The following is a 12,250-nucleotide window of genomic DNA, read 5'->3' as shown; positions in this document are numbered from 1 at the left end:
GCTGAGGGGTGAATGGGCGTGTTTGACGTCGAAACCCTTGTGATTGGCGCCGGGGCGGTGGGACTTGCCACTGCCCGGGCGCTCAGCATGTCTGGCCGGGAGGTCATGGTGCTTGAGCGTCATGACCTCATCGGATCGGAAACAAGTGCCCGCAACAGTGAAGTCATTCACGCGGGCATTTACTATCCCAAGGACAGCCTCAAGGCCCGCACCTGCGTGGAGGGCAAGGAGCAGCTGTACCGGTTCTGCGCCGAGCATGGGGTGGCCCATGAGCGGATCGGCAAGCTGATCGTCGCCTCGGACAAGGGGCAGGTGGCGGAGCTCGAGAGCATCCGCGCCAAGGCGGCTGCCAATGGCGTGGAGGACCTCAAGGTTCTCTCCCGTGCCGATGTTGCTTCGCTGGAGCCTGAACTGAATTCCGAAGGTGCGTTGCTGTCGCCTTCGACCGGTATCATTGACAGTCATGGCTACATGCTGGCGCTTCAGGGCGAGCTGGAGGCCCTTGGCGGACAGGTCGTGCTGAACACGGATGTCGTGGCTCTGGCGGTTTTGCCGGGCGGCGGATTTGCCGTGACGGTGGCAGCCGAAGGCGAGGGCGGGGAACCTTATGTCCTCACCTGCCGCGAATTGATCCTGTCTGCGGGACATGACGCACCGCGTCTGGGAGCGGAACTTAGCGGAGCCAAGGCTCCGAAGTCCTATCTGGCCAAGGGCAGCTATTTCAAGCTGGCGGGCAGGGCGCCCTTTTCCCAGCTTGTCTACCCGGTGCCCGAACCAGGCGGTCTCGGCGTGCATCTGACATTCGATCTTCAGCATCAGGCCCGTTTCGGACCGGATGTGGAGTGGGTCGATCATGTCGACTACCGGGTGGATCCTGCGCGCGGCGAGAAATTTTATGCCGCCATCCGCCGCTACTGGCCGGGCCTGCCGGACAATTCCCTCGTGCCGGACTACTCAGGCATCAGACCTAAGATCTCGGGTCCGGGCGAGGCTGCTGCCGATTTTCATGTTGATAATTTTTCCAATCATGGAATCGCCGGATTTGTTGCGCTCTACGGCATCGAGTCACCGGGGCTGACGGCTTCGTTGTCGCTGGCACAGACTGTTTTGGCGCGTCTCTGATCAGCATTCAGACAGCTTTCAACCGAGGGTTTCCGGGGGCTCTGGAGCCTTCCTCAGTCATTCGTGAGAAATCGTGTTTGCCCTGCGCATGACAAAAATCACGGAACTGCCATAGTTATTTCCTTAAGTCTCGGGACGCGCTGCGCAATGCTCCGCCAAAATGGGCGAACTTGCGTGGCAATTTCAGGAATTGTGCTTAGCCGGCAATTCTTCTGATTTCTGGTCAGAAGACCTTCCAAAAAAGGGGGCAGAAAGCAAAATGAAACCATTTCCGTTGCATGGCAGCATTCTTGAATGGAACCAATTGCAGATTTTTGCATTTAGGTTCATATGCTCATTTGTTGAAGGCTCCGCGAGAAGCGCGCGGAACGTCTTCAGCAAACCCTGAAAATCGGAATTTGTGCAAATTTGCCATAAAAAACAGTGTCTTAATGATGCTAAACGGTAGAAGTGCGTGTGTGGGGCTGTGTTGACGTGACGTCGCAAATTGATCGTAGACGTGTTTTGATGGGGGCGGCGCTGACATTCTGTGCTGCGACGGCAGCTGGGACGATTTGCAGTCCGGCGGCTTTGGCGCAGACGGGTGAAGCTCCTGCTCCTGCTGCGCCGCCGCAATTTTCGTTTGATGACCTGGTCAACAACGCGCGGGAGCGGGCCAAAGGGTCCTATTCCGAGCCGGTGTCTAACCTTCCGGAGGCGATGAATGCCCTGGATTACGACCAGCTGCGCGCCATCCGCTTCCGTCCGGATCATTCCCTCTGGAAGGACACGGACAGTTCTTATGAAATGCAGGCCTTTCATCCGGGTGGTCTTTTCAAGCAGCCGGTAGAGGTCTTTGAGGTTGTTGATGGCGCGGTAACACCGCTGCACTTCAAATCCTCGGATTTCGAATATCGTGCGCCGCTCGATCCGGCTCAGTTCGATAGTGTGGAGTTGCCTGGCGTAGCCGGTTTCCGGCTCCACTATCCTTTGAACCGCCCTGACTACAAGGATGAGCTGATTGCCTTTCAGGGAGCGAGCTACTTCCGGGCGCTGGGCAAGGACAACATTTACGGCCTGTCCGCACGCGGACTGTCGGTGAACACAGCTGTAAGCGGCCCGGAAGAATTTCCGCGCTTCTCCCGCTTCTTCATCGAACGCCCTGCGGCCGGCCAGCAGGAAATCCGCCTGTGGGCGGATCTGGACAGCCCGAGCGTGACGGGGGCCTATGCCTTTGTGATCACGCCGGGAATCAACACCCAGATCCAGGTCACGGCCCGGCTTTTCGTCAGAGATGCGATCGAACGCCTTGGCATCGCGCCTTTGACCTCTATGTATCTTTTTGGTGAGAACGACCGAAACGGGTTCGATGACTACCGGCCCGAAGTGCATGACAGCGACGGCCTGATGATCCTGGAAAAATCCGGCGATCGTCTGTGGCGCCCGCTGCGCAACCCGGGGAAACTCGGACTGTCGTTCTTCTATGAGGAAGGCGTGAAAGGCTTCGGGCTGATCCAGCGCGACCGCAGCTTCACGAACTACCTCGACACGGAAGCGCAATACCAGCGCCGCCCGTCATTGTGGATCGAGACAATCGACGATTGGGGCGCAGGGCAGGTGATGCTCGCAGAGATCCCTTCCGCGAAGGAGATCCACGACAACGTCGCCGCCTTCTGGATCCCGAACCGCAGGGCGGAAGCGGGAGAAGAATTCAATTTCCGCTACCGGATGATCTGGGGGCGGGAGCCTGAACCGGGCACGGACCTTGCACTGGTCACCTCGACCCGGACCGGTCATGCAGGTTCTGCTGCATCCGATCCGGAAAAGGGCAAGCGCAAGTTCGTCGTGGTTTTTGCCGGCGGCGGACTTGAAACGCTGGGCGGTGACGATCCGTTGGAAGCGGATCTGGCCGTCTTTAACGGCAAGCCGGAGAACCAGTTTCTGCAGAAAGTGGAAAACGGCGCCTGGCGACTGATTTTTGATGTGGAACGGGAAGATGGTTCCCGCCCCGTCGAAATGAGCCTTCGGCTCAAGATTAATGGTAAGTACCTGACAGAAAAGTGGATCTATCAATGGAACTCCGAAGCCTGACCTCCCAGGACGGACATTCGCAGACCGGGGCCGCCGCCCTTTCCGGCGAAACAGCCTTTGATCTGCTGCGTGCATCGATCGGCCGTCCCGATCTTGATGATGCAAGCTTGCTCGCGTGCCTGACCGAAACTCTCGACGTTCTCGGCCTGGAGCTGAGCGCGGAAGATCTGGTTCTGTCGGAAGACAATGCACAGCTCTTGAGCACAGTGCTGCGTTGCACGGCATTCCCCCAGCCGCGTTTCCCCATGGCCATGCCGGATCATTCGCTGAATGTGTCGCTGACGCTGCCGTTTGCCGCCAAGCGCACCAGCACACTGGGCCGCATTGCCGGCGTTCCTGTCCGGGCCTTCCGGCGCAAGGGATAAGAACGATGTCTGGCGGGTCTGGCGGGTCCTTCAGGGCCGGTATCGGAGTTCAGTCGAGGCGCCTTGGCGCCTTGGTTCTGACTCTCACCCTGACGATTGGTGCCGTCAGCATGTTTGGCACCATAGCCCAGTCTGACGGCTATGACTGGCTCGACGTGGTTCGGGTCGGTCTGATTGCGATCTCCGCATTCTGGCTTGCCTGGGGCACCTGTACGGCGCTGCTCGGCGTGCTGTTTACCCCGGATACCCCGGACTCGATTTCCGGCCTGCCCGAAGGCCGGACAGCGATCCTCGTTCCCGTCTACAATGAATCCTGTGGTCCGGTCTTCGCCCGGATCGAGGCCATGTACCGTTCGCTTCAGGCTGAACCGGGCTGGGAAGCCATCGACTTCCACGTGCTGTCTGATTCCACCCGCGCCGATGCGGTCGAGGCAGAAAAAGCTGCCTATCGCGCCGCGCTGTTGAAGCTGGAAGCAGGCGGTCGCCTCTATTACCGTCACCGGTCGCCGAATGTCGGCCGCAAGGCTGGGAATATCGCTGATTTCGTCCGCACCTCCGGCGGGGCCTATGCCTATATGCTGGTGCTGGATGCGGACAGCCTGATGCGCGGCAAGACGATCATGGAAATGGTGCGCCGCATGGAAGCCGAGCCGCGGCTGGGTCTCTTGCAGAGCCTGCCCCAGACCATCGGTCTCAAGACGCTGTTCGGTCGCATGCTGCAATATTCCTCGGGGATCTACGCTCCGACCTTCACCCGCGGCGTGGCTGCTCTTCAGGGCGATGCCGGACCGTTCTGGGGTCACAATGCGCTGATCCGGGTCGCTGCGTTTGCCGGTTCCTGCGGCATGGCGCCCCTGACCGGCAAGCCGCCCTTTGGCGGGCACATCCTGAGCCACGATACGGTTGAAGCGGCGCTACTGGCCCGCGACGGCTGGATCGTGCGTCTGGACGCGGATCTGGAAGGCTCCTACGAGGAAGCCCCGCCCAACATGATCGAATTCGCCAAGCGTGACCGGCGCTGGTGTCAGGGCAACCTCCAGCACGCGAAGATCCTGCTGGCGCCGCGGTTCAGCCTTTGGAACCGGACCAACATCGTGCAGGGGATCTTTTCCTATCTGTCGTCTCCGGTCTGGCTGTTCTTCCTGGTGTCCAGTCTGGCTGCCCCGCTCGTTGCGCCGCCGCCGGTTTATTTCGATGGCCATTCCCCGTTCCCGGTGTTCCCGCATCCGGAAACCACCACTGCATTGGCACTTCTGTTCGGGGTAGGGGCTCTGTTGATCCTGCCCAAGGCGACGCTGCTGGTTCGGGCGATCCTGCGCCGCGAGGCCTGGCGCTACGGCGGCAAGATCCGGGCAACGATCAGCTCTTTCCTGGAGCTGCTGATTACCTCGATGCTGGCGCCCATCCATATGATGTTCCAGACCCGGTCGGTGATGCAGATCGTCCTGGGGGCAGATTCCGGCTGGCCGACAGCATCGCGCGATGATGGCACGATCAGCTTCTGGGAAAGCCTGTCCGCTTCATGGTGGATGAGCGTGACCGGTGTTGCCGGGCTCTTCTTTGCCCATCTGTTTGCGCCGGAACTCTGGTACTGGCTGCTGCCGGTGGCCCTGCCGCTGGTTCTTGCCCCGGTGCTGATTTCCTTCACCGCCTCCGTTTGGGTTGGCAATCTCTGCCACCGGCTCGGTCTGTTCCTGATCCCGAGTGATGTGGAAGGCGATCCGGTCATCGAGATGATGGAAGCGGCAGAAGAGGGCGGGGCGGATGACGTTTCGGCAGCGTCTCTTCAGGCCCGGGGCGTTGCCTGAACTTTCGTGAAAATTCTATCCTGTCGGGAAGCCTCGCCGGGGCTGCCGGTGAGGCTTTTCTCTTGTATCAGCTGCGTTCTGCCGGCCAGTAGCCGTGCTTTTCGGTGCGGGCGACAGCGAAAGTCTCAACATCATCCGACCCGCAGCGGGCACATGTCAGGGAACCGGCAATGCCCGCCACAACAGTCGAAGGTCTGTAGGAACTGTCGGCCATGTAGCGGAACCTTCCACAGTAATTGCAATTGATGCCCAAACGCTGATCCCGGGACTTGAGGTCACCGATTGTAATGGCTGTTTCTGCGGGGCCAGAGGCTGAACACATGGGCAAAAAAACTCCAAATATTAATAAATTGTATATTTTCTAAAATGCATCTCAAGCGCGAATTGTCGAAGCTGGAGATAAAAATGAAAAGCATGAAATAACTTTGTTTCAGATATTCGCAGCAATTGATAGAGGGCTGTGCCAAAAGGCCGCTCGCCTTTTTTCCCGCAACGGGATACACACTCGCCCATGATCTCTTCGACTTGGATTTCCCTGATCGGCCTTGCCGGTCTCTTCAACCCTCTGTCGCTCATAATCGGCGCATGGATGGGATGGCGTGCTGACCAGCGCAACAAGCTCCTTATTGCAGGGTTTGCTGCTGCAACGCTTTCGCTTTTCGTGGAGACCGGTCTGGGTCTGATCGGCTTGCCCCAGGTCATTCCGCATGACGCCGGAGCATTGGCTATGTTTCCCTTCCGCTTTGTCGGAGGCGCCCTGGCGGCCTTGATTGCCTTTGTGATTGCCGGACGCAAGAGCAGGTAACCGGCAAGGCAAAAAAGCCCCTCAACCGGCTCGGGTGAAGGGCTTTTGAGCAAGGCTCGCGCCGTGATCTGAAGGTCCCGTTTCAGAATACCGGCCGTTTCAGAACACCGGATTTAGCCACCGCCGGAACAGCTCGGAATTCGGACATTCGGCCATCGGTTCCGTTGCACCTGCCTTGTTTTTATCGAGCCAGGTTTTGCAGGCTTCGGTTGTCTCGCATTGGCTGCAACGGCTCACCGCTGTGCGCAGGTCATGGCCGAGGCATTGACCCGTTGGCATGCGCTCCATGGCGCCGATGGTTTCCAGCATGCGTCCCATCAGGTTCGCCCGCTCGTTCATCTTGTCGACCCAGTGCATCTTCTGCCTCTCCCGCTGCTGCTGCACGTCTCAGTTTTCCCAGAATGCAGGTGCGGGCGCCGCATGGCATTGATCCGCGTCAATCGGACGCGTTTGCATGGGCAATAGGTGGCGGGCGCAATCCCTGCTAGAGTGAACCCCTTGGTTCATCAGATGGCTTTGCCCGATCCGGGAGTTCCGCAAGATGGTCGGAGAAATCACCGCGACACAGTCTTCCGTACCGCAGACGTCTGCCGGTCCGCAGCTGCGTCTTGAGCCTGGAATGGAAGTGCCGGTCAAGGTCAGCGCCGTTCTGCCGGGCAATGTCGTGCGGCTGAGTTCCGGCAATGCCAGCGTTGAACTGCGCGTCAGCACGCCTTTGCCTCAGGGGGCGGAGGTGACCCTGAAAGTCGAAGGGGACGCTGCAAAGCCGCAGATCCAGCTTCTTGTTTCCTCGTCCCAGCAAGGAGGACAGGGAGCAAGTCCTGCGCCGGGATCTGCTGGGTCAGGGACTGCTACGCAACCGTCAGGACCATCCGCCGGACAGACTACGGCTCAGTCGGCCCCACAATCCGGCAGCCCGTCCTCCAGCGTGCCGCCTGTGTCTGCTCAGTCCTCCCCGCAGCCTGTGGCTCCTCAACCTTCCGGCTCCGCGCCTGTGCCTTCTTTCGCTGCTCAGCAGGCTGCCGCGATCAGCGCAGCCACTTCCGGCAGTCTGATCGAGGCCTTGACCGTAATTCAGGTTTCTCAATCTTCTCCTCCACCGCAGCAAGGGCCGGTGCAGGTAATCGTCACGCCGCAGGCACTGCCGTCCGGTGCATCCGTTCCTGCGCCGGCCGTAACTGATGCACCGGTGACGGGAACCCCGCAGACCAGTGTGACATCTTCCTCGGGCAGTCCTGTCTCGCAGGCAAGTGTTCCTGCCGCCGCCGCGATCGCTCAAGGTGTGGTTTCAGCTGTTCCGGAGGTGCCGCTTGCGGGGGCCGGATCTGCCGCCAATGCTGTCCCCCAGCCTTCCGCGGGTAGCAATACACCAGCGCCTGCTGGTGGGGTCTCATCAGCCGTGCCACCCGGTTCCAACTCTGCAACTGCCCCCTTGATCCAACCGGGTGCGTCCTCTCCTCCATCTGTATCCGGGGCGTCTCCGGTGTTGCCCGGTCAGGCTGGACCAGTATTGGGACAGCCGTCGCCCGCAGGCCAGACAGGTGTGGTCCAGCCCTCTGCAGGAGGAAACATTGCGCCTCCCGCTGTGCCGAACACTCCGGCAGGAAGCCCTGCGCCTCTTCAGGTTCAGGGCGGTGCTTTGGCCAGTCCGGCAGGGGGGGCTCAGCCAGTTCCAGCTCCTGCGCTTGGTACGGTCCAATCCCAGGGGGCAACGATGCTGCCTGGTGTTGCCGGTGGAGGCGCGCCGTTGCCAGCCCCGGCTGCTATGCCTGACGGGGTGATGCCAGGTGCGATTCCCAGTGCGGCCCCAAATGTGGTCCCCAACGTGGTCCCAGGTGCCTTGCCCCAATCGTCCACCCAGGTGCTTCCGTCTGGAACTTCGATTGCGGGAGCCACTGCGGGGCCTCCAGCGCAATCATCGCCTTCTCCGGCCGGTCAGGGCTCGCCGGTGGCATCAGGGCAGGGAGCCTTCCCACCTGCACAAGCTGGTGCTACTTCCGTTGTGCAAGGCGCAGCTTCTTCTCTGCAGGCTGCTTCTCTGTCACCCGCCGCACAGGCAGCACCTCCGGCGGGCGTTGTTGCAGGGGGAGCGGGCCAGGTTCTCCCGTCTGCCGGAGGTCTTGCCGGGCCGCTGGCCACTCAGGCCCCACCATCCAGCCCTGTCCTTCAGCCGGGTGCCGGGCCTGTTCCTCCGGTAAACCTGGCGGGCGCCCCAGTGACCCCAGCGACGAACGGGCCAGTTGCGCCAGTTGCACAGGGTGGTGTTTCTCCTGCACCCCAGGCAGCGCCGACCGCGCCGCTAGGCTCTGGTCTTCCGCAAGCTGCGCAAGCCTCTCCGACGGCTCCGGCAGCCGCGTCATCTCTCTCAGTGAACTCATCAGGTGCGTCTGCTCCGCAGATCCTGATGCCCGCATCGGCAGGCCTGAAAGGAGGGCAGACCTATCCGGTGATGTCTGATGGACCGGCGCAAAGCCCCTTCAGCGGCAAGCCGGTGCCGGATCAACTGCAGCAATTGGCAGCCAAGGTTCTGCCTGTTCTGGAAGAGCAGCAATCCTCCCTGACCACGTTGTTTGCCAATCTTCAGGCCGTCAGCACGCAAGCAGCCAACGGGCAGCTCGAGGTGCCCAAGCCCGTTCAGACTGCGATCGAGCAGATCCTCGGTTTGCGGCTCGGGAGCCAGTCAGCCAGTTCCACGCCTTCAGGGCAGACCACCCAGACAAGCCAAACAGGGGTTCCGGATGGTAGCGTTCTGGGGGCGGAAGATGTGCAGCGGGCGATGGAACTCTCCGGCCTCTTCCGGGAACTGACCTTGCGGACGGGAGGGGCCAAGGCGGCAGGGGGGGATGATCTGAAGTCACTCCTCATGAACCTGCGCAAATTGCTTCAGTCCATGGGTGGGGAAGAGCTGCCTGCGCGGCCTCTGACCCAGCCCCGTGTTCCTTCCCTGCGCGGGTCTCCGCAGGGACAGCTGCCAGCTCAAACCAATCTGCCTGCCCATGAAGATGGACCGGAGGCCTTGGCCTCCCGGCTTCTCAAGGACACGGATGGCGCCTTGTCCCGCATTCGTCTGGAGCAGCTCGCAAGCCGTGGCATCAACCGGGAGGCTGCGGGGCAGCAGCAAGGCGCATCGACGTCTCAATCTGGCGGCGGATCGTCTCCGGCCCATGCGTCTCATGCCGGCGGGGGCAGGGCGATGGATCTGGTGGTCGATTTGCCGCTCGTGGTTGGCGGTCAGACGGCTGTCGTGCAGATGCAGGTCGGCCGGGATCCGGACCAGAATGGCGATGCGGACAGCGATCAGCGGGCGTGGCGTCTGCGCTTTGCTCTGGATCTGACTGCGACAGGCCCGATGGAAGCCGCCGTCAGCTTGCGCGGGGGCGGTACTTTCGTCAGCCTGTGGGCGGACCGGGAAGAGATGCACAGGGCCTTGAACGAGAACAGGGAGACCCTGGAGGCCGCCTTTGCCCATGCAGGGCTGGATCTTCAGGAGCTCCGGTTCATCCGCGGGCTGCCCGCCCGGCGCCGCTTCGCGGCAGGGGCATCGGTGGACAGACAGTCATGAATGGGCCGTCATGAACAAGACAACCAGGAAGCCCGAGAAGAAGATCGCGGTCGCGCTGACCTATGACGGTGCGCATACGCCGATTGTGTCTGCCAAGGGCACCGGAAACGTGGCCGAGCGAATCGAGGAGATCGCGCGCGAAAGCGGTGTTCCCATCGAGAACAATCCGATGATGGCTGAAGCCTTGTCCCAGATCGAACTGGACGAGGCCATTCCCATGGAGCTTTATCAGGCCGTTGCCGTGCTGATCGGCTTCATCATGCGCACGGGCAAGGCGAAAAACCCGCCTGTGGCGTGACCCGTCCCTCGCCTAGCTGCTACAAGGATCGGGTCTCTCTTTTGATCCGGGACAAATCGCCAGCTGCAGGCGTCAGACTTCACGAAAGTCTTGCAGGACAGCGGTTTCCCCATTAGGCATCAGGACCAAGATTTCAGGTGACCGGTGTGCTTCGCTGCCAAGGTGGAAGCGGTCCGGCCCCATGCCACCAGAGCGATCCCCGCAAACGCGCAGACAGGCTTTGCTTGGGGCATTGCACAGATTGTCAGGTTAGAGCGCTGAACCGCCCGGCACGGGGCAGGTGAGGGCGCTGAAGAACAGGAAATTGAGCGAATGACGATTGTCGACGCACGCACCCCCGATCCGAAGAAGTTTCTCAAAGGGGCGACCGGCGACTGGGAAATCGTGATCGGCATGGAAGTCCATGCCCAGGTGACGTCCGAAGCCAAGCTCTTCTCCGGCGCCTCGACCGAGTTCGGCAAGGATCCCAATTCCAACGTCAGCCTCGTGGATGCGGCCATGCCCGGCATGCTGCCGGTGATCAACGAGGAATGTGTCCGCCAGGCGATCCGCACGGGTCTGGGCCTGAAGGCCGAGATCAACCTCAAGTCCGTCTTCGACCGGAAGAACTATTTCTATCCGGATTTGCCGCAGGGCTACCAGATTTCCCAGTTCAAGCAGCCGATCGTGGGCGAGGGCAAGATCATCCTCGACATGCCGGAAGAGCGGGTCGAGATCGGCGTCGAGCGTCTGCACCTGGAGCAGGACGCGGGCAAGTCCATGCATGACCAGCATCCGTCCATGTCCTTCGTCGACTTGAACCGCTCCGGCGTGGCCTTGATGGAAATCGTGTCCAAGCCGGATCTGCGTTCGGCAGACGAGGCCAAGGCCTATCTGACCAAGCTGCGCATCATCCTGCGCTATCTCGGCACCTGCGATGGCAACATGGACCAGGGCTCCATGCGCGCCGACGTGAACGTCTCCGTCCGCCGTCCGGGCGGTGAGTTCGGCACCCGCTGCGAGATCAAGAACGTCAACTCCATCCGCTTCGTCGGTCAGGCCATCGAATATGAAGCCCGCCGCCAGATGGCGATCCTGGAAGACGGTGGTTCCATCGATCAGGAAACCCGCCTGTTCGATGCAGTGAAGGGCGAAACCCGCTCCATGCGCTCCAAGGAAGAAGCGCATGACTACCGCTATTTCCCGGATCCGGATCTGCTGCCGCTTGAATTCACCCAGGCCTATGTTGACGATCTGGCCAAGGATCTGCCGGAGCTTCCGGATGAGAAGAAGGCCCGCTTCGTCAAGGATTGGGGCCTGACGCCCTATGACGCCGACATTCTGGTTGCCGAGAAGATCTCCGCCGACTTCTTCGAGCTGGTGGCCAAGGGCCGCGATGCCAAGCTCTCCGCCAACTGGGTGATCAACGAACTGTTCGGCCGCCTCAACAAGGAAGGTCTCGATGTCACCACCAGCCCGGTCTCTGCGGACCAGCTCGGTGCCATAATTGACCTGATCAAGAACGGCACCATCTCCGGCAAGATCGCCAAGGATCTGTTCGAGATCGTCTGGACCGAAGGCGGCGACCCGGCTAAAATCGTGGAAGAGCGCGGCATGGTTCAGGTGACTGACCTTGGCGCCATCGAAGCCATCGTCGACAGCATCATTGCCGCCAACCCGGAAAAGGCCGAGCAGGCCAAGGAAAAGCCGGGTCTTCTTGGATGGTTCGTCGGTCAGGTGATGAAGGAATCCAAGGGCAAGGCCAACCCGCAGGCGGTAAACGACCTGCTGAAGCAGAAGATCGGCCTGGAATAAGCCCGCCGCTCAGTCAAACGGATATCGAACGGGGACCTTCGGGTCCCCGTTTGAGTTTGAGGATAGAGCTATCCATTCGTCATTGGCTCTGTTTGAAAGAGTGCTGAAAAGGGAAAAGGGCCTATCCTCTTGCCGTCATTCCGGGCTTGACCCGGAATCCATGCCGTTCCGGCTCCAGAAAGCACAGCGTTACTATGGGGCGAGTTTACGGCATGGATGCCATGGTCAAGCCATGGCAGGACGAAGACGGAGAGGATTTCTCATGCCAAAGGGCTGACTTAGCCAGCTTTGCCGCCTGTAACCTTTGAATGTGTCATCCCGGCCAAGCGCAGCGCGAGCCGGGACCGGAGAGCCAAAAGACTTTTGATGTCAAATGGTTGAATTGCGAGAGACCTTGGCTCACCGGTCCCGCATCTGCGCTTCGCT

Annotated in this window: 10 protein-coding genes; 8 read left to right on the top strand and 2 right to left on the bottom strand. The window is 60.7% G+C overall.

The window, feature by feature from the left end; genetic code table 11:
• Positions 1-18 precede the first annotated feature (18 nt).
• From BUA94_RS07995 to mdoH, 4 genes are all read left to right on the top strand, one after another.
• A complete protein-coding gene (locus tag BUA94_RS07995; protein WP_139251111.1) occupies positions 19-1,122 on the top strand; it encodes an NAD(P)/FAD-dependent oxidoreductase in 1,104 nt (367 codons plus the stop codon).
• A 570-nt stretch (positions 1,123-1,692) separates the two neighbouring features.
• Positions 1,693-3,192 carry an OpgD/OpgG family glucan biosynthesis protein gene (locus BUA94_RS07990; protein ID WP_235860501.1) on the top strand — a complete coding sequence of 500 codons (1,500 nt, stop codon included), beginning with the start codon at positions 1,693-1,695 and terminating at the stop codon, positions 3,190-3,192.
• Complete coding sequence (locus BUA94_RS07985; protein ID WP_073011580.1) at positions 3,174-3,557, top strand: hypothetical protein; 384 nt, start codon at positions 3,174-3,176, stop codon at positions 3,555-3,557. The genes BUA94_RS07990 and BUA94_RS07985 overlap by 19 nt, the downstream gene beginning before the upstream one ends.
• 5 nt (positions 3,558-3,562) lie before the next feature.
• Complete coding sequence (mdoH, locus tag BUA94_RS07980) at positions 3,563-5,365, top strand: glucans biosynthesis glucosyltransferase MdoH (RefSeq protein ID WP_073011577.1); 1,803 nt, start codon at positions 3,563-3,565, stop codon at positions 5,363-5,365.
• 67 nt (positions 5,366-5,432) lie between these two features.
• Here mdoH and BUA94_RS23565 read toward each other — a convergent pair whose 3' ends face one another.
• Positions 5,433-5,579, bottom strand: a complete 147-nt coding sequence (locus BUA94_RS23565) for a hypothetical protein (protein ID WP_175558018.1) — start codon at positions 5,577-5,579, stop codon at positions 5,433-5,435.
• Positions 5,580-5,876: 297 nt separating this feature from the next.
• On the opposite strand from BUA94_RS23565, the gene BUA94_RS07975 reads away from it, so the two are divergent.
• Positions 5,877-6,170: a phosphatidylglycerophosphatase gene (locus BUA94_RS07975; protein WP_073011574.1), complete on the top strand. Its 294-nt coding sequence runs from the start codon at positions 5,877-5,879 to the stop codon at positions 6,168-6,170.
• Positions 6,171-6,269: 99 nt separating this feature from the next.
• Here BUA94_RS07975 and BUA94_RS07970 read toward each other — a convergent pair whose 3' ends face one another.
• On the bottom strand, positions 6,270-6,527 hold the full coding sequence (locus BUA94_RS07970) for a DUF6455 family protein (RefSeq protein ID WP_073011571.1): 258 nt from the start codon (positions 6,525-6,527) through the stop codon (positions 6,270-6,272).
• Positions 6,528-8,574: 2,047 nt separating this feature from the next.
• Here BUA94_RS07970 and fliK point away from each other — a divergent pair.
• The 3 genes from fliK to gatB all read left to right on the top strand — a co-directional run bounded on the left by fliK (position 8,575) and on the right by gatB (position 11,824).
• A complete protein-coding gene (gene fliK, locus BUA94_RS23280) occupies positions 8,575-9,732 on the top strand; it encodes a flagellar hook-length control protein FliK (RefSeq protein ID WP_073011563.1) in 1,158 nt (385 codons plus the stop codon).
• A gap of 10 nt (positions 9,733-9,742) precedes the next feature.
• Positions 9,743-10,030 carry an EscU/YscU/HrcU family type III secretion system export apparatus switch protein gene (locus tag BUA94_RS07950; RefSeq protein ID WP_073011561.1) on the top strand — a complete coding sequence of 96 codons (288 nt, stop codon included), beginning with the start codon at positions 9,743-9,745 and terminating at the stop codon, positions 10,028-10,030.
• Between the two features lie 312 nt (positions 10,031-10,342).
• Positions 10,343-11,824 (top strand): Asp-tRNA(Asn)/Glu-tRNA(Gln) amidotransferase subunit GatB, encoded by a 1,482-nt coding sequence (gene gatB / locus BUA94_RS07945; RefSeq protein ID WP_073011558.1) that lies wholly within the window; start codon positions 10,343-10,345, stop codon positions 11,822-11,824.
• The last annotated feature ends 426 nt before the right edge of the window (positions 11,825-12,250 follow it).

It is taken from the genome of Roseibium suaedae (assembly GCF_900142725.1).
Taxonomy (GTDB): Bacteria; Pseudomonadota; Alphaproteobacteria; order Rhizobiales; family Stappiaceae; genus Roseibium; species Roseibium suaedae.
The sequence above is the reverse complement of the archived record's forward strand: the minus strand, read 5'-3'. Positions and strand labels throughout refer to the sequence as shown.

What these genes read in the sequence shown, in the direction of transcription:
- gatB (WP_073011558.1), top strand. Translation starts at nt 10,343, where the DNA reads ATGACGATTGTCGACGCACGCACCCCCGATCCGAAGAAGTTTCTCAAA.
- mdoH (WP_073011577.1), top strand. Translation starts at nt 3,563, where the DNA reads ATGTCTGGCGGGTCTGGCGGGTCCTTCAGGGCCGGTATCGGAGTTCAG.
- BUA94_RS07985 (WP_073011580.1), top strand. Translation starts at nt 3,174, where the DNA reads ATGGAACTCCGAAGCCTGACCTCCCAGGACGGACATTCGCAGACCGGG.
- fliK (WP_073011563.1), top strand. Translation starts at nt 8,575, where the DNA reads ATGCCCGCATCGGCAGGCCTGAAAGGAGGGCAGACCTATCCGGTGATG.
- BUA94_RS07950 (WP_073011561.1), top strand. Translation starts at nt 9,743, where the DNA reads ATGAACAAGACAACCAGGAAGCCCGAGAAGAAGATCGCGGTCGCGCTG.
- BUA94_RS07975 (WP_073011574.1), top strand. Translation starts at nt 5,877, where the DNA reads ATGATCTCTTCGACTTGGATTTCCCTGATCGGCCTTGCCGGTCTCTTC.
- BUA94_RS07970 (WP_073011571.1), bottom strand. Translation starts at nt 6,527, where the DNA reads ATGCACTGGGTCGACAAGATGAACGAGCGGGCGAACCTGATGGGACGC.
- BUA94_RS23565 (WP_175558018.1), bottom strand. Translation starts at nt 5,579, where the DNA reads ATGGCCGACAGTTCCTACAGACCTTCGACTGTTGTGGCGGGCATTGCC.